Source organism: Lacrimispora sp. 38-1, assembly GCF_049890855.1.
GTDB lineage: Bacteria > Bacillota > Clostridia > Lachnospirales > Lachnospiraceae > Lacrimispora.
Genome location: NZ_JBANEW010000095.1, coordinates 92310 through 109955 on the forward strand (window position 1 = coordinate 92310; position 17646 = coordinate 109955).

Here is a 17646-nt window from a genome sequence, read left to right on the forward strand (position 1 = left end):
TCAATTATTATTTGAATAAGTATGTTTTGGGAATAGCCCGGACTGTTATATTACAGTCCGGGTTGTATTAATTTAAAGACACTGGTTTGATTGTTATATTTCATTACTTAGGCTATAATATTTGTAATTGGTTAAGTAATATAAAAATCTTAAAATGGAAAAAATGAATAGAAAACAAGATACGGAGGAATTGAATATGTTTGAACCAATGATTGCTGCATTGAAATTGCAAAAAAGGCGAATTGTTTTTACTGAGGGGACTGATCCAAGAATATTAGAAGCAGCCAGCCGCCTGTATCGCGAAGAAATTCTAACTCCCATTTTGCTGGGGAATCCGGATAAGATCAACGCTGCAGCCAGAGAGTGTAACAAGCCGATTGATGAAATTGAGATGATCGATCCTCTGAATTATGATGGTCTGGATGAAATGGTATTAAAAATGACAGAATTAAGAAAAGGTAAAATGGACGAAGCAGCCTGCCGCGAAGCTCTCAAAAAGTCCAACTATTTTGGAACCATGCTGGTTCAAATGGGTAAGGCAGACTGCCTTTTGGGAGGAGCAACTTATTCCACTGCAGACACAGTGAGGCCTGCCCTTCAGCTGATTAAAACCAGACCTGGCAGCAAAATTGTTTCCAGCTGTTTTATTCTTTCCAGGAAAACAGAAGGTGGGAATGAGATGTATGCCATGGGTGACTGTGCCATAAACCTTGATCCCAATGACGGGGAGCTGGCGGAAATCGCATGTGAAACAGCCCGGACAGCCAAACGATTTTCCATCGATCCAAAGGTTGCCTTACTTTCCTATAGCACACTGGGGTCAGGAAAGGGAGAGTCGGTTGATAAGGTGAGAATGGCAGCTGAGAAATTAAAAGCCATGAATCTGGATTTTCCGGCAGACGGAGAATTGCAGTTTGATGCGGCATTTTCTCCTGTTGTGGCAAAAACGAAAGCTCCGGAATCAGCGGTTGCAGGAAAGGCCAATGTTTTCATTTTCCCGGATATCAATGCCGGTAATATCGGTTATAAAATTGCACAGCGCTTAGGCGGATTTGAAGCTTTCGGACCCATCCTGCAGGGATTAAATGCACCGATTAATGATCTTTCCAGAGGCTGTAATGCAGACGAGGTTTATAAAATGTCTATTATTACAGCAGCACTTATATAGCTTACAAACAGATAGTTCACTGTCTTCGTGAAAGGAGTTTTATATGTTTAGAGAAATGCGGCGTAAAAATCAGGTACTGTCAGCAGAAGAAAGCATTCAGATTCTGGAACGGGCAACGTCCGGAGTGCTTGCTGTATCTGGTGATGATGATTATCCATATGCTGTCCCCTTAAGTTATGTATACCATGATAATAAGATTTACTTTCATGGTGCAAAAACAGGTCATAAATTAGATGGAATTACAAGAAATGAAAAAGTTTCATTTTGTGTAATTGATCAGGATCAGGTTGTACAGGATGAATATACCACATATTTTCGCAGTGTCATTGTATTTGGCAGAGCCCGTATCATGGATGAAGAGGAGAAAAGAAGAGCGCTTGAAATTTTAACAGCAAGATACTCACCTGATATAGAAGCGGCCAGGCGTTCACAGGCAATTGACAAAGGGTTAAAAGCTGTCTGCATGATAGAACTTGAAATTGAACATATGAGCGGGAAAGAATCAATTGAATTGGTTAAGCAAAAAGAAATACAATAAATGAAAAAGGGATGATTTAAATGGACAGGTGGTTTACACTTGATCAAATTGATTCGGATACTCACATCATCAGCGAATACCGCCATTGGGAGGAGACTCACTGTTATCTGCTGGAAGGAGAAGAACGATGTCTGCTTATAGACACCGGTCTTGGCATCTGCAATATTTCAGAAGAAGTAATGCGTCTCACAGATAAAAGGGTAACTGCAGCTGCGACACATATCCACTGGGACCATATCGGCGGGCACCAATATTATCCGGATTTTTATGCGCATGAAGCGGAACTGGAATGGCTGAACGGAGGTTTTCCGTTATCTGTGGATACAATCCGTGATATGGTTACTGACCGGTGTGATCTGCCGGAGGGGTATGATATCACTACTTACAAGTTCTTTCAGGGAGTTCCTGCACGGGTACTGAAAGACGGTGATACCATTGATCTGGGAGGGCGGGAGATTACTGCATTACATACACCTGGGCATTCTCCCGGACATCTGTGTTTTTGGGAAGCGAAGCGGGGATACTTATTTACCGGTGATCTTGTTTATAAAGATACGCTGTTTGCTTACTATCCTTCCACCGATCCCAAGGCATATCTTGAGTCTCTGGAAAAAATTGCAGCGCTGCCTGTTAAAAAAGTATTTCCGGCTCATCACAGCCTGGACATTCACCCGGAGATTTTAAGCCGTATGAGGGACGCTTTCCGCCAGCTGGAAGCGGATGGCGTCCTTCATCATGGTAGCGGTACCTTTGATTTCGGAGACTGGGCTGTCTGGCTTTGATATTTAAAATTTAAATGATCCGACCAGTGATTTTAATGACACAGCCTGTGCAGATAATTCTTCTGCTGTAGCAGCACTTTCTTCTGCTGCAGCAGAATTAGACTGCACAACATTGGAAATTTGATCGACACCTATGAGCATTTGGTTGATTGCATCATTTTCCTGTTCTGTAGCTGAAATTATTTCTCTCATACTTCTTACTGCGATTTCGGTTTTTTCCACAACTTCCTTTAATGATAAACCTGTTTCATCAACCATACGTGACCCTTCTTCTACCGCGAGAATGGATCGCTCTATCAGTGCAGTTGTACTGCTGGCGGCCTGACTGGATTTGGCGGCCAGACTTCTTACCTCATCTGCAACAACAGCAAAGCCCTTGCCGACGCTTCCTGCGCGTGCAGCTTCTACCGCAGCATTCAGGGCCAGAATATTTGTCTGGAAAGCAATTTCTTCTATCACTTTAATTATTTTTCCTATCTCAGCAGAAGTGGTATTTATTTCCCTCATTGCAGAAATCAGACTATTCATCTGATCGTTGCTGAATTTAATTTTTTCCCCCAGCTCTGACATGTACTTTTCTGAAGCTGCTGCATTGGAGGTATTTAGTTTTGTCCGTGAAGAAATTTCATCAAAAGATGCTGCAAGTTCCTCTACGGAAGAGGCTTGTTCGGTAGCCCCCTGAGCCAGTCCGGTTGCGCTTGCCGCCAGTTGTTCTACTCCAGAGGTTACCTGACTGGAGGCAATATCAATCTGATGCAACGTATTTGTTATATTATTGCTCATATAGGTGATGGATGTATAAATTTCATGCATATCACCCACATAGGCGCTTTCTGGTATCTGAGGCTTTGCTGAGAAGTTTCCTCTTGCCATTTCTCCAAGAAGATATTTTATATCTTCAATGATAGATTGAAGAGAACTTGTTAACATTTTTGCTGACTGAGTCAACAACATTGTCTCATCATTGGTCTTAATGTCTGCAACGATACTGTGGAAATCCCCTTCTGCAAGCTTCTGTAGCCGGGTTGTACATATCTGAATCGGTTTCCCAATGGCATTTGCCAATTTAGCAGCGGATAGAAAGCTTATGATAAGAGCCAGTACAATCACTGCAATGGTCATGGCGATACTCTGGACCGTTCCACTTAAAAAATCATTGACAGGGGCACTGATTGCAATACTCCAGCCGTTGGTTTCTCCTATTGGGGCATAAGCAAGATATTTATTCTGCCCTTGATATTTGTAAGATCCAAAACCATTTTTTCCGGAAATCATTTCTTTCAGTATTGCTGCCAAAGATGCATACTGGGGGTCTTTTTTAGATTCTTCTATGTAATTAGTCTGGTTTTTGATTAATTCATAGTTTGGATGTGCGATCATCGTTCCCTTGCTGTCAGTGATGTAGGCATATCCATTCTTACTGACATTTATGGAAGAAACCAGAGTATTGAGAGAGCTTACATCCATACATGCCATAACTGCACCGATGACTTCTGTATTCTGGATACCGTCCTTCCAGATTGGAGCCGCAACAGCACACACATATTCTCCGGAGTCTCTGCTGTAAATTGGATCGCTGATATTTGATTTACCAGCAAGTGCGGATATGAAGTATTGTCTGTCACAAACGTTTAACTCTGAATTTGCAAGACTAACTCCCTCTTTATCAAATAAATAGACCTGGCTCCAGTTATATGATTTTTTGTAATGTTCTAATATTTCCAACTTCTCAGTAATTGGCATTGTATCTACTGATAACTCTTTTACGGTGCCTAATGTTTCTACAATATTTAATGTGGATTTCAGACGATATTCTACCTGACCTGCTGCCGCTGCGGCAGTTGTTTTTAAATTATTTTTCAAGATATAGATTGTTGACGAAAAGTTGAGCAAACATGTTAAAAAACCTACAAAGATAAGTGATGCAGAAACCATTACCATGATCATAAACCGTATCTTTCTTTTAATTGTTGTCACTTTTTGTAATTTGTTGTTATTCATATTTTTCTCCTTTTCGTATTGTGGGGTAAAATATAACAATAAAAAAACCGATTATGGATAAATTTTATTATAATTATACAAAAAAGTAAACAAAATTATTGATAAATGAAAAAACTTTTATCGACAAAATACGACATATTATGTCGACAAAAGTTTAACAAATTCTACTGTTTTACAGTTAAAGAGTGACGGAAAGGAAGAAGTATTTTCCAGCTTTATGCAATGTGGATACATTGGACTGGAAGACCCAGAATACAAAAAAAATCGTCCGCCACATAGTAAAACATGTGGAGCCTGGTGATATCATACTTCTTCACGATGTATTCCCTACATCTGTAGAAGCTGCGCTGGAGGCGATTGATGTATTAACCAAACAGGGTTATACGTTTGTTACAGCGGATGAATTATTAATTGATTAATGAATGTTTCAGGATTTGCTGCCGGAATTGAAAAAAAGTATCATTAAAAGCTCTTCCACATTGGCATTTTCGTTATATAATATTCTTAGAACAGAAATGTCCATTATATAACAAAGGAGGAGTTAATATGTCAACAGCCGTAATTTGTACGATTTTAATTGTGATCTGCTATTTTGGATTAAAAAGTTCAATTAAAAGGACAAAGCAGGGCTGCTGTGGAAGCGGCAGTGAAGAAGTTAAGAAAGTAAAAGCTGCAGACACCAATGAATCCCATTATCCGTTTACCGTGACTCTTCAAGTAGATGGAATGACCTGTGCCAACTGCAGAAAAAAAGTGGAGAATGCATTCAACAGTCTTAATGGGATTTATGCGGCCGCAGATTTAGAAAAAAAGCAGATTGTGATTCATATGAAAGAAAAATTAGCAGATGGAGAGATGAGAGATATTGTAAAAAAGGCTGGTTATTTTCCAGGCCGGTTCCTTTAACCTTAATGCTTTCGGCGCAGAGGGGCTGCTGCTCCATAAGTGATATATCAACTTGTGGAGCAGCAGCCTCTTTGATCAGACGGATTTATCGAATCCCGTTCATCATTGCATTTACAATATCGGGGTAATAAAAGGTATAATTTATTCTGTCGAGCAGACCAAAGAGCTCGCCATCACCACTTATGGCACCATTATCCCACCAGATGCAGGGAATCCCTTTCGCTTTGGCTGATTTTACATAGAAATTAGCCCAGTCAGTACGCTGTTTCAGATTGTTCTTATTCATTGCACCGAATTCACCAAGTATGACCGGATAACCTTTGGAAATGAAATATCGGTCAATACTGTCCATCAGATAGGTTATGGCCCCGGTATCTGCTCCGTTATCAAGACGCCATTCCGAAGTTCCGGAAGTATTCAGGGCAAAGTCATAAGGAGTGTAAGCGTGTATAGAGACAATGATCTTATTATCCTTTGGTATAACAAAGTTATCCCAGGCATTTGTGGCTGAAGTAGCAGCATAAGGCGGTATCATTAAATGTCTTAAAGAGTTGTTGCCGCTTAAGCTGCGAATGGTCTTTACAAAAGCTGCATTGAAGCGGTTCACGACCTCCTGGCCTTCTTTATTGCCGCCGTTCCACTCATCAGCCGTACCCTTTTGCCGTGGCTCATTCAGACCTTCAAAGATCAGATGCTCATCATAATTTTTAAATCTTTCCGCGATCTGGGTCCATACTTTTGTAAGTATCCTGGTAGCAGCAGCTTCATTTGCGAAGGAAGGAAAATGCCATTCCTCATGATGAAGGTTCAAAATAACGAACATCTTGTTATTGATGCCATAATCTACAACCTCCACAACCCTGTTAAGCCACGCAGGATCAATGGTGTAATCCGGTGCAGGTCCTAGGTGTTTTTCCCAGGTAGTTGGAACTCTTAAGGTATTAAAGCCACCTGCTTTGATTTTATCAATCATGGCTTTATTCGTTTTTGGATTCCCCCAGGATGTTTCGGAAGAAAGGCCAAAACCTCCTGTTGCATCCAGGGTATTTCCTAAATTCCATCCGATATGGATTTCCCTGACCAGTTCTGTGGAAGAGATATTCCGGATGGCTGCAGGCCTGCCTGCTTTTTGTGCGGCGGTCTCATTCATAAGCCCTGCCTGTTCTGACATAATACTCGTAGTTTTCATGTTTTTTGTACTCATATACCCTCCTATAAAAATATTTTTTTACTACAATCAGAGAATAACACGTCTTGTATCAGTTTAAAATGAAATTTAATGCAATAAAATCTGTGAAATAAGATAAATAGCAACAACTATAGATTAGGCAGCAGATTTTAGAGAAAAAGCGAGTGATAATACATATGGATGCATAGAGAACAAATGTTCTTGACAAATGACCGGACACTGCCCATAATAAAGAAAAAGAGATCAGAATAAGCCCTGTTTATCTGGATACGGGATAACGTATGGAGGAGAAGAAAATGGATTTATTTGATTATATGAGGGAAAACACGATGGAAAAAGAATCCCCTCTTGCTTCCAGGCTTCGTCCGTCCACCCTGGAAGAAGTGGTGGGCCAGCAGCATATTATCGGAAAGGATAAGCTCCTTTACCGCGCGATCAAAGCGGATAAACTGGGATCTGTGATATTCTACGGACCTCCGGGAACGGGGAAAACCACTCTGGCCAGGGTAATTGCCAATACCACCAGTGCGGATTTCAAACAGCTCAATGCAACTGTGGCCGGAAAAAAAGATATGGAAGAAATTGTAAAAGAAGCTAAGGATTCTCTTGGGATGTACGGGAAGAAGACCATTCTTTTTGTAGATGAGATTCACAGGTTCAATAAGGGGCAGCAGGATTATCTTCTGCCTTTTGTAGAAGACGGAACATTAATATTAATCGGCGCTACCACGGAAAACCCATATTTTGAGGTAAATGGTGCCCTTCTTTCCCGTTCCCGGGTATTTGAACTGAAGACACTGGAGAAAGAAGACATTAAGGAACTGATCAGACGGGCAGTTTACGATAAAGAGAAGGGAATGGGCGCCTATGACGCAGTCATTGATCCGGAGGCAGAAGATTTTCTGGCAGATGTGGCAAACGGCGATGCGAGAGCAGCGTTAAATGCGGTGGAGCTTGGCGTCATGACAACGGAACGGGATCCTCATGACGGGAAAATTCATATTGATATGGAAGTGGCGCAGGAATGCATTCAGAAACGTGCAGTCCGGTACGATAAAAACGGTGATAACCACTACGATACCATATCTGCATTTATTAAAAGTATGAGAGGTTCGGACCCCGATGCAGCAGTTTATTATCTGGCAAGGATGCTTTATGCAGGGGAGGACATTAAATTCATAGCCAGAAGAATTATGATCTGTGCGTCAGAAGATGTGGGGAATGCAGATCCGCAGGCGCTTGTGGTGGCAGTAGCGGCGGCACAGGCAGTGGAGCGGATCGGACTTCCGGAGGCCCAGATCATTTTATCCCAGGCAGTTACTTATGTGGCATGTGCCCCCAAAAGCAATGCGGCGTGTATCGCAGTATTTGAAGCACAGGATGCGGTAAAAAATAAAAAGACCATGCCCATACCGGTTCATTTACAGGATTCCCATTATAAAGGTTCCTCAAAGCTTGGACATGGGCAGGGGTATCTCTATGCCCACGATTATGAAAATCATTATGTGAAACAGCAATATCTGCCGGATGGCCTGGAAGGCACGGAATTTTACCGGCCTACGGAAAACGGATATGAGAAAAAAATCAGGGAACACTTGAGCTTTCTGAAAAAATAACTTTTCTTTTTATATATTAAGGTATATAATAGGCATATCGTACGACCTGATTCAACATGATTAGGACCGGAAGTGCATTCCGGTCGTCTGTTTGCGATATTCTATCGTAAATCATTCCCAAGATTACGAAACAACTGGTATAAGGAATCATGAAGGAGATTAATATGCGTGAAAAATTACAGACATTGCCGTTAGCGGAGTTAAAGGAGCTTGCCAAGGCCCAGGGGATAAAGGGCTTCAGTTCCATGAGAAAGCCCGATATTATAAATATACTCTGTGAAAAGGAAGGAGAGACTTCTGATATCGCAGTTGAGGGCGGGAGTGTTTCGGCAGAAAAAAGGGAACCGGTCAGAGAGCCGGTAACCGAACAGACAGAGAAGGAAACCGGCAGACCGCCTGTACCAGCTCCCCAGCCCCAGGTGCAGTCCGCCGTAGAGCAGCAGAACACACCGGTTCAGAACAATATTAAGAAAACGGTGGTCCGTTCTTACCGTCAGGATACACAGCAGAGAACATACCGCCCGACAGGGGGAGCAGTTTCTGAGGGAAATAACAGATATGATAATTCCGGAAGAAGTGAAGGAATGACCAGGAATGAAACACCGGTAAAGCAGGAGAGCCCTGCCAGGGCGGAATCAAGGCAGGAATATGGTGCGGAAGAACCAAGGGTGGATTTTCAGCCAAGCCCTGAACTTCAGGAGCTTGACAGCGGAATTGATGCCCATGGGATACTGGAAGTCATGCCTGATGGATTTGGCTTCATCCGTTGTGAAAATTATCTCCCCGGTGAGAATGACGTCTATGTGGCTCCATCCCAGATCCGTCGCTTTAACATGAAGACCGGAGACATTATTCATGGCAGCCGCAGAGTAAAGACTGCAGCAGAAAAGTTTGCAGCACTCTTATATGTGAAGAAGATTAACGGATATCCCACCAACATGGCAGAGCGCCGCCCGAACTTTGAAAATATGACTCCTATTTTCCCTGACAAGCGTCTTCATATGGAGACAGACGGAGGAAAGAATACAACTGCCATGAGAGTTGTGGATTTGTTAGCTCCCATTGGAAAAGGGCAGAGAGGTATGATTGTATCACCGCCAAAGGCAGGTAAAACTACTTTATTAAAGCAGGTGGCCAAAGCAATCACACTCAATCATCCTGAGATTCATCTGATGATACTTCTCATTGATGAGCGTCCGGAAGAGGTTACAGATATCAAGGAATCGATCGTAGGTAATAATGTGGAGGTTCTTTATTCCACGTTTGACGAACTTCCGGACCGCCACAAACGGGTTTCGGAGATGGTAATTGAGAGGGCCAAACGTCTTGTAGAGCATGGAAGAGATGTGGTAATCCTTTTAGACAGCATAACCCGCCTTGCAAGAGCCTACAACTTAACGGTTGCACCAAGCGGAAGAACTCTTTCCGGCGGTCTTGATCCTGCAGCTCTCCATATGCCCAAGCGCTTTTTCGGTGCAGCAAGAAACATGAGAGAAGGCGGCAGTCTTACCGTACTTGCCACAGCACTTGTTGATACAGGAAGCCGTATGGACGATGTTATTTATGAGGAATTTAAAGGTACGGGCAATATGGAGCTGGTGCTTGACCGGAAGCTTTCAGAGAAGAGAATCTTCCCGGCTATTGATATTTTAAAGTCAGGAACCAGAAGAGACGATCTGCTCCTTACCAGAGAAGAAGCAGAGGCTGTTGACATTGTGCGTAAGGCGACCAATACATTAAAACCAGAAGACGCAGTAGAAAAAATTCTGGACCTGTTTTCAAAAACCAGGAATAACCGGGAATTTGTGGAGATGTCAAAGAAGATGCGCTTTTTCTAAGGCTGTAATCTTTTATATAATAAATGCTTGCATTAAGTTTTTTTCTATGTTATACTATACAAGCTGTTTATTAGACAAAGTCGGTTTACAAACCGCGATTTAATAGAAATCAGAGTATGCGAGGTGAAAATCATGAAAGAGGGAATCCATCCAAATTACTACCAGGCAAAGGTTGTTTGCAACTGCGGTAATGAATTCGTAACTGGTTCTACAAAGGAAGACATCCACGTAGAAGTTTGTTCTAAATGCCATTCATTCTACACCGGTCAGCAGAAAGCTGCTTCCGCTCGTGGACGTATTGATAAATTCAATCGTAAATATGGCGTTAAGGCTGAATAAGTTTGGAGCAAAGAAAAGGTTGAGTTTAGTGGAAACACTTTAGCTCAACCTTTTTTGAGATTAGAATATTGTTACATCTATTTTCTAACAGAGAGGTGGTTGGCGTATGAAGTATTCAGGAATCGGCGGTCAGGCCGTGATTGAAGGCGTTATGATGAAAAACAGGGATGAGTATGCCATAGCAGTCCGTAAGCCGGACGGAACCATTGAAGTGAAAAAAGATGCGTATGTCAGCATGGGAGAAAAAGTAAAGCTGTTTTCTCTTCCATTTTTCAGAGGTATTTTCAGTTTTGCTGATTCCATGATACTGGGTATGAGGGCGCTCACCTTTTCTGCCAGCTTTTTCGAGGATGATGAGGAGGATTCAGAACCCTCCGGATTTGAGAAACTGCTGGAACGGATCTTTGGTGAAAAGATGGAAAAAGCTCTGATGAGCATGGTGATGGTATTTTCCGTAATCATGGCGATCTGCATATTTATGGTGCTTCCTTTGTTTCTGGCTAATATATTTCACCGTTTCATTCAGTCACAGACTGTGATGGCTGTATTGGAAGGTGTAATCCGTATCGGTATTTTTATCACTTATATTAAACTGGTTTCCCGCATGGAGGACATCAGACGTACCTTCATGTACCATGGAGCCGAACATAAATGTATTAACTGCCTGGAACACGGGCTGGAACTGAATGTGGAGAATGTAAGAAAAAGTTCCAAGGAACATAAACGATGCGGAACCAGTTTCCTTTTAATCGTAATGATTATCAGCATTCTGTTTTTTATGGTGATTCAGGTAAAGACTCTTCCCTTGAGAATTTTGAGCCGTATTATTCTGATTCCGGTGATTGCAGGGGTATCCTATGAGTTTCTGCGTTTAGCAGGACGGAGCGATTCAAAGCTGGTGGATATTATAAGCAGACCGGGCATGTGGATGCAGGGGCTGACTACCAGTGAACCCGATGACTCTATGATTGAAGTAGGGATTGCCTCTGTGGAAGCCGTATTTAACTGGAGAGAATTTCTTGGTAAGAATTTTCCGGAGAACAAATCATGAGTTTAACATTAAATCAGTTATTGGAAGAAGGAACAGACAGACTGATGAAGGCAGGGATACAGGAAGCTGCGCTTGATACAAGATATCTGCTGTTTGAAGCATTCCATACAGATCTGACTCATTTCCTTATTGAGCGCAACAGAGTTCTGAATGCAAAAGAGGAGCTGGGAGAATCTGTACGTAATTTTTACCGGATGCTTGGGCTGCGGTCGGAGAGAATACCCCTTCAGCAGATAACCGGGAGCAGGGAATTCATGGGTCTGAATTTTTTTGTCAATGAACATGTTCTGATTCCAAGGCAGGATACAGAGACACTGGTGGAGCAGATTTTAAAGGATTATAAGGACAGGAATCCCAGGGTTCTGGATTTATGCACCGGCAGCGGGTGTATCGCCGTAAGTCTCGCAAAGCTTGGCGGGTTTGAATCGGTTATAGCTGGGGACATTTCCGAAGAAGCTTTAAAAGTTGCGAAAAGGAATGGGGAAGCAATTTTGGGAAAAGAGAAAATTACATTTCTGTTAAGCGATTTATTTAATGCTTTTAAGAAAGGTGAAACGTTCGATGTGATTGTGTCCAATCCGCCCTATATTCCCACTGAGGTAATAAAAGATCTGCAGCCTGAGGTAAGGGATCATGAGCCTGTACTGGCACTGGATGGAAAAGAAGATGGTCTTTACTTTTACAGAAGACTGGCAGCAGAAAGCCGTAATTATCTGAATCCTGACGGTGCGGTTTATCTGGAGATTGGTTATGACCAGAAAGACGCAGTCAGCACACTGCTTGAGCAAGCCGGTTTTATAAAGATCCGTTCCTGGTGCGATGCGGCGGGCCTGGACCGCGTATTGAGCGGAGTTTTAGAAAAATAATGGGCAGAAGCCCTTTTGGTGACATTTTGGAGGATACCAATGTTTGATCGATTAGATGATATATTAATTCATTATGAAGAGCTGATGCAGGAGCTTAACAACCCGTCCGTAGCAGAGGATCAGAACCGGTTTCGGAAGCTGATGAAAGAACAGGCGGATTTAGCAGATCTTGTGGAAGCTTATACCCAGTATAAGAAGGCGAAGCAGACAGTGGAAGAAAGTCTGGCTCTTCTTGAGGAAGAGAGCGATGAAGAGATGCGGGAGATGGCAAAAGAAGAATTATCGGATGCCAAGAAGCAGATTGAACAGCTGGAACAGCGACTTAAAGTACTTCTTTTGCCCAAGGATCCCAATGATGATAAGAATATCATGCTGGAAATCCGTGCAGGAGCAGGTGGTGATGAGGCTGCACTTTTTGCTTCTGAGCTGTACCGCATGTATGTGAATTATGCAGAAGCCCAGAGATGGAAAGTAGAGTTAATCAGCGTTAATGAAAACGGAATCGGCGGTTTTAAGGAAGTGGTTGCCATGATTACAGGAAAAGGCGCTTATTCCAAGATGAAATACGAAAGCGGCGTTCACCGGGTTCAGAGAGTACCGGAGACGGAGAGTGGCGGCAGAATCCATACTTCAACGGCTACTGTGGCAGTTATGCCGGAAGCAGAAGATGTGGATGTAGTGATTGAGGATAAGGATGTCAGAATCGATGTAATGCGTGCTTCCGGTAACGGCGGACAGTGTGTCAACACAACGGATTCCGCTGTTCGTCTGACTCATATGCCTACTGGTATTGTAATTTACAGCCAGACTGAAAAATCCCAGCTTCAGAACAAAGAGAAGGCATTCCGTCTGCTTCGTTCCAAGCTTTATGATATTGAGCTGGAGAAGAGACAGAATTCTGAGTCGGAGGCGCGCAGAAGCCAGATCGGTACAGGTGACCGGTCTGAGAAGATCAGAACGTATAACTTCCCTCAGGGACGTGTGACAGATCACCGGATTAAGCTGACTCTTTATAAGATTGATTCCATCATGAATGGAGATATTTATGAACTTCTGGACTCTCTCATTGCGGCAGACCAGGCAGAAAAACTTGCCAGACTGAATGAAAATTAAGGGGATTACCAGAAATTTCTGCAAAGATTCTAAAATAAATGCCTGTACTTGTAATATTTTAAACAGCAGGTATAATATAATAAAGAAGGGCAATCGCCACAGGGTGGTTGGCTAATCAGAAAAGCAAAAACCTTCCCGACCGGCCAAAGTACAGGGAAGGCTTTTTGCGGTCAGTGACACGTCATAAAGACGAATGTCAGCAGTGCCAGAAGGAACGTACCAAAAGACATTAAGTCCTTGAAATCATAATTCTTCATAAGCAACACCTCCATTCTATGTAGAATCGAGGCCTACCACCCTATACACGATTGCCAGCAGTTTGTACCTGCCAGTATAATTATATGTACCAACTCATAAATATACCAATAAAAAATGAAAATATCTGAAAAATCCCTCTTGGACATAGTCGTTGTCTGAGAGGGATTTTTTGCTGTTAGATGAAATAGTCAGGAAATGAAGCCACAAGCTCTGACTTTTCCAGCTGGTGTCTGTTTATATGCCTGGTCATCAGGATTTCAGCAAGCTCTGAATCCCTGCGCTCAATGGCATATATAATATTCTCATGATCTTCCACAATCCTGGTAGGCTTGCTTGATTTTAAGGAAAGGGTTCTGATCCGGTCAAAATGGACCATCTGGGATTGAATGATCTCAAACGTTCTGGCTTTATTCACAGATTGAAACAAGAGCATATGAAACTCATTATCCAGAGGGAAGAACTTTGCTGTATCTTCCTGTTCCAGGCAGAACTTCTGCTCACTTATATTGTCTTTCAGCTTCTTTAAATCCACTGGTTCCGGACTTTCGCATGCAAGCTTTAAAACCGCATTTTCCAGAACAAGTCTCATAAAGCGTGCTTCTTCAATGCGTTCATAATCGATTTTTGATATATAGCTGCCCCTTTGGGGAAGTATTTCAACAAGGCTTGATTTGCTCAGTTCAATCAGTGCCTCTCTGACTGGCGTTCTTGAAAGCTTTAAGGTAGAAGAAAGCTCATTTTCACTTACTGCACTGCCCGGAGCAAGCTCCAGGTTAATGATATTATAGAGAAGAACGCGTATGGCATAGTTTCTTGCATTCTCTCCGGGAGACCGATCGAACAATTTCATAAAAAACCTCTCTTATCAAAATATAAATCCTGCTGACAGGATCATACGGTTAGTATACTACTGAACAGCAAGTTTATCTATCGTTTTATTTAAAAACCCGTTTGGATCGGGAGATAACTTGTATACAAGTATCATGCTTTGTAAACATTAAAATGTCAATGACATAAGAATAGAAAATAAAAATATGTGAATATGCACAAAAAAGTAGTTATAAAATGTACAAAATTACATATTGAATATTTCCTTGTAATATACTACCATACAAGATAGAAGGGCATGTAATAGAAAAATTCATACATGTTTGGTTGGCTGGGCAATACTAGCACATAATAGGAACAGCACTTATTTTGTGCCGGCCGCATCTATACGTAAAAACCATGAATGATTAAAAAACAGGAGGAACGAAACAATGGAAATGACTTTACGCTGGTATGGACCAGGATATGACAGTGTGTCTCTTGAACAAATCAAACAGATACCCGGAGTAAAAGGTGTTGTTACAACCCTGATGGGAAAACAGGCAGGAGAGGTTTGGACCGAGGCAGAGATTTTGGAACTTAAAAAAGCAGTGGAGGATGCAGGCCTCACCATTGCCGGAATCGAATCAGTTAACATTTCTGACGATATTAAGATCGGTACCGAAAAGCGGGAACAGCATATTGCAAATTATATCCAGACTCTTGAAAATCTGGGTAAAGCCGGAATTCATATGGTCTGCTATAATTTTATGCCGGTATTTGACTGGACACGTTCCGATCTGGCAAGAGTACGTTCTGACGGATCAACCGTACTTGCTTATAACCAGGATGTAGTGGATAAAATCGATCCCGCACATATGAAAGAATCTGTTGAAAAGATGTCCAACGGCTTTGTAATGCCAGGCTGGGAGCCGGAGCGTCTGTCACGTCTGGAAGCTTTATTTGAGGCATACAAAGACATCGACGAAGAGAAGCTGTTTAATAACCTTGTTTATTTCCTTGAGTCAATCGGTGAGGTGTGTGAAAAATATGATATCAGGATGGGTATTCACCCCGATGATCCCGCATGGCCAATCTTCGGTCTGCCAAGAATCGTACGTAACAAGGAATGGATAGTAAAACTGTTAAAGGCTGTTGACAAGCCATACAATGGTATTACCTTATGCACAGGATCTCTTGGATCCAATCCGGCCAACGATATCTGTGATATAATTAAAGCTGCAAAGGGAAGAATTCCATTTGCACATGTGAGAAACTTAAAATACAACAGTGAGAGAGATTTCGAAGAAGCAGCACATCTTTCTTCTGACGGCTCCATGGACATGCATGCCATTATGAAAGCACTGTATGAAACAGGATTTGATGGTGTGATCCGTCCGGATCATGGAAGAATGATCTGGGGAGAGGTTGCCATGCCTGGATACGGTCTTTATGACAGAGCACTGGGAGCAGTATATCTCCAGGGATTATGGGAAGCCATTGATAAGGAATCAGGGAAAAACTAAGGAGGCAGTGCCGGTATGAAGCTGACATTAGAAGGTTTAAAAAATAAAGAAGCCTGGGAGGCAGCTGGAATCAGTCTTCCGCTTTATGACATTGAGACAGTGGTCAGAGAGACAAAAGAATCACCGGTGTGGGTGCATTTTGGAGCAGGTAATATTTTCCGTATCTTTATCGGAGGAATTGCAGACACTCTGATTGCCCAGGGAGAAAGTACCAAAGGAATTACCTGTGTAGAGACTTTTGATTTTGATGTAATTGATAAGATCTACGATCCATATGACAATCTGGTTCTTGGAGTAACCCTGAATGCAGATGGCTCCACTGGAAAAAAGGTGATCGGATCCCTGACAGAAGCAATCAGGGCCCAGTCCTCTGCTGCATCTGAGTGGAACCGCCTGAAGGAGATCTTTGTAAATCCTGGCTTGCAGATGGCGTCTTTTACTATTACAGAAAAAGGCTATGCACTGAAGGGAACAGAGGGAAACTATTTCCCATTTATCTTGGCAGATCTGGAAAATGGTCCTGATAAAGCAGTTTCCGCCATGGCAGTGGTATGTGCGCTGCTGTTTGAACGGTTTAAGGCTGGAAAGGCACCTCTGGCGGTGGTTTCCATGGATAACTGCTCTCATAATGGAGAAAAGCTGAAACAGTCCATCGTGACAGTTGCAAGAGAATGGGAGAGCAGAGGGTTTGTGGAGAAAGCCTTTGTTGACTACCTGGAAGACGAATCCCGTGTTTCTTTCCCCTGGTCCATGATTGATAAGATCACACCACGTCCTGCAGATTCTGTATGCAGCGAGCTGGAAAAAGCAGGAGTCGAGGATATGGCTCCGGTAATTACATCCAAGAAGACCTACATCGCGCCGTTTGTTAATGCAGAGGGACCTCAGTATCTGGTAATCGAAGATAAATTCCCCAACGGAAGGCCGGCACTTGAGAAAGCCGGTGTGTATATGACAGACCGGGATACTGTAAATAAAGTAGAGCGAATGAAAGTTACCACCTGCTTAAATCCGCTGCATACGGCACTGGCTGTTTACGGCTGTGTTCTCGGATATACACTGATTGCAGATGAGATGAAGGATGCGCAGCTGAACCAGCTGGTTCATGAGATTGGTCCGGTAGAAGGTATGCCGGTTGTTACTGACCCTGGTATTCTTTCTCCTATGGAATTTGTAGATGAAGTAATTCGTGTCAGAATCCCCAATCCTTTTATGCCTGATACACCTCAGCGAATTGCTACTGATACATCTCAGAAGGTTGGAATTCGTTATGGCGAGACCATTAAGGCATATGTGGAAAAATACGGAGATGCGAAAAAATTAAAAGCAATTCCTCTGGCAATTGCTGGCTGGTGCCGTTATCTTCTGGCAGTGGATGATGAGGGTAAGGCATTTGAACTCTCTTCTGATCCTATGATTCCGGAACTGACAGAGAAGTTAAAAGGAATTGAACTTGGAAAACCGGAGACTTATCATGGCCAGCTGAAAGAAATCCTGTCTAATGAGCATATTTTTGGAATTGATCTATACAAGGCAGGTATTGGAGAAACGATTGAAGAAATGTTCTGCGCTCAGATTACGGGAGCCGGAGCAGTGAGAGAAACACTGAAGCGTGAATTAAATCACTGATGAAGAAAGAAAAGTGCGT

At 42.5% G+C, this 17646-nt stretch carries 15 protein-coding genes and 1 pseudogene; 13 read left to right on the top strand and 3 right to left on the bottom strand.

The window, feature by feature from the left end:
• The first annotated feature begins 196 nt into the window (after positions 1-196).
• The 3 genes from pta to V7D18_RS24215 are packed head-to-tail and all read left to right on the top strand — an operon-like array spanning position 197 to position 2488.
• Positions 197-1168, top strand: coding sequence for a phosphate acetyltransferase (pta, locus tag V7D18_RS24205; protein ID WP_426158248.1), 972 nt, complete (start codon positions 197-199; stop codon positions 1166-1168).
• A 43-nt stretch (positions 1169-1211) separates the two neighbouring features.
• The gene (locus V7D18_RS24210) at positions 1212-1706 is read left to right on the top strand and encodes a pyridoxamine 5'-phosphate oxidase family protein (RefSeq protein ID WP_426158250.1); all 495 of its coding nucleotides are present in this window, start codon (positions 1212-1214) and stop codon (positions 1704-1706) included.
• Positions 1707-1726: 20 nt separating this feature from the next.
• The gene (locus V7D18_RS24215; protein ID WP_426158252.1) at positions 1727-2488 is read left to right on the top strand and encodes an MBL fold metallo-hydrolase; all 762 of its coding nucleotides are present in this window, start codon (positions 1727-1729) and stop codon (positions 2486-2488) included.
• 3 nt (positions 2489-2491) lie between these two features.
• Here the strand turns inward: V7D18_RS24215 and V7D18_RS24220 are convergent, their stop codons facing one another.
• On the bottom strand, positions 2492-4489 hold the full coding sequence (locus V7D18_RS24220; RefSeq protein ID WP_426158254.1) for a methyl-accepting chemotaxis protein: 1998 nt from the start codon (positions 4487-4489) through the stop codon (positions 2492-2494).
• A gap of 215 nt (positions 4490-4704) precedes the next feature.
• On the opposite strand from V7D18_RS24220, the pseudogene V7D18_RS24225 reads away from it, so the two are divergent.
• Both V7D18_RS24225 and V7D18_RS24230 read left to right on the top strand, forming a co-directional pair.
• Positions 4705-4908: pseudogene (locus V7D18_RS24225) on the top strand (polysaccharide deacetylase family protein); the annotation flags it as partial.
• A gap of 127 nt (positions 4909-5035) precedes the next feature.
• On the top strand, positions 5036-5395 hold the full coding sequence (locus V7D18_RS24230) for a heavy-metal-associated domain-containing protein (RefSeq protein WP_426158256.1): 360 nt from the start codon (positions 5036-5038) through the stop codon (positions 5393-5395).
• A gap of 85 nt (positions 5396-5480) precedes the next feature.
• Here the strand turns inward: V7D18_RS24230 and V7D18_RS24235 are convergent, their stop codons facing one another.
• Positions 5481-6599, bottom strand: a complete 1119-nt coding sequence (locus V7D18_RS24235; protein ID WP_426158258.1) for a glycoside hydrolase family 5 protein — start codon at positions 6597-6599, stop codon at positions 5481-5483.
• Between the two features lie 281 nt (positions 6600-6880).
• Between V7D18_RS24235 and V7D18_RS24240 the strand changes: the two genes are divergently transcribed.
• From V7D18_RS24240 to prfA, 6 genes are all read left to right on the top strand, one after another.
• On the top strand, positions 6881-8200 hold the full coding sequence (locus V7D18_RS24240; protein ID WP_426158260.1) for a replication-associated recombination protein A: 1320 nt from the start codon (positions 6881-6883) through the stop codon (positions 8198-8200).
• 164 nt (positions 8201-8364) lie between these two features.
• Positions 8365-10038 (top strand): transcription termination factor Rho, encoded by a 1674-nt coding sequence (gene rho, locus V7D18_RS24245; protein WP_426158262.1) that lies wholly within the window; start codon positions 8365-8367, stop codon positions 10036-10038.
• A 132-nt stretch (positions 10039-10170) separates the two neighbouring features.
• Positions 10171-10377, top strand: coding sequence for a 50S ribosomal protein L31 (gene rpmE / locus V7D18_RS24250; RefSeq protein ID WP_104439128.1), 207 nt, complete (start codon positions 10171-10173; stop codon positions 10375-10377).
• Positions 10378-10483: 106 nt separating this feature from the next.
• Entirely contained in the window at positions 10484-11428 is a 945-nt protein-coding gene (locus V7D18_RS24255; RefSeq protein ID WP_426158264.1) for a DUF1385 domain-containing protein, read from the top strand.
• Entirely contained in the window at positions 11425-12294 is an 870-nt protein-coding gene (gene prmC, locus V7D18_RS24260; RefSeq protein ID WP_426158266.1) for a peptide chain release factor N(5)-glutamine methyltransferase, read from the top strand. Before V7D18_RS24255 ends, prmC begins: the two co-directional genes overlap by 4 nt.
• 39 nt (positions 12295-12333) lie before the next feature.
• Positions 12334-13407, top strand: coding sequence for a peptide chain release factor 1 (gene prfA, locus V7D18_RS24265; RefSeq protein WP_117416955.1), 1074 nt, complete (start codon positions 12334-12336; stop codon positions 13405-13407).
• Between the two features lie 433 nt (positions 13408-13840).
• Here the strand turns inward: prfA and V7D18_RS24270 are convergent, their stop codons facing one another.
• Positions 13841-14515: a GntR family transcriptional regulator gene (locus V7D18_RS24270; RefSeq protein WP_426158268.1), complete on the bottom strand. Its 675-nt coding sequence runs from the start codon at positions 14513-14515 to the stop codon at positions 13841-13843.
• A 409-nt stretch (positions 14516-14924) separates the two neighbouring features.
• Between V7D18_RS24270 and uxuA the strand changes: the two genes are divergently transcribed.
• A complete protein-coding gene (uxuA, locus tag V7D18_RS24275; RefSeq protein ID WP_426158270.1) occupies positions 14925-15998 on the top strand; it encodes a mannonate dehydratase in 1074 nt (357 codons plus the stop codon).
• 15 nt (positions 15999-16013) lie between these two features.
• Positions 16014-17627 carry a mannitol dehydrogenase family protein gene (locus V7D18_RS24280; RefSeq protein ID WP_426158272.1) on the top strand — a complete coding sequence of 538 codons (1614 nt, stop codon included), beginning with the start codon at positions 16014-16016 and terminating at the stop codon, positions 17625-17627.
• The last annotated feature ends 19 nt before the right edge of the window (positions 17628-17646 follow it).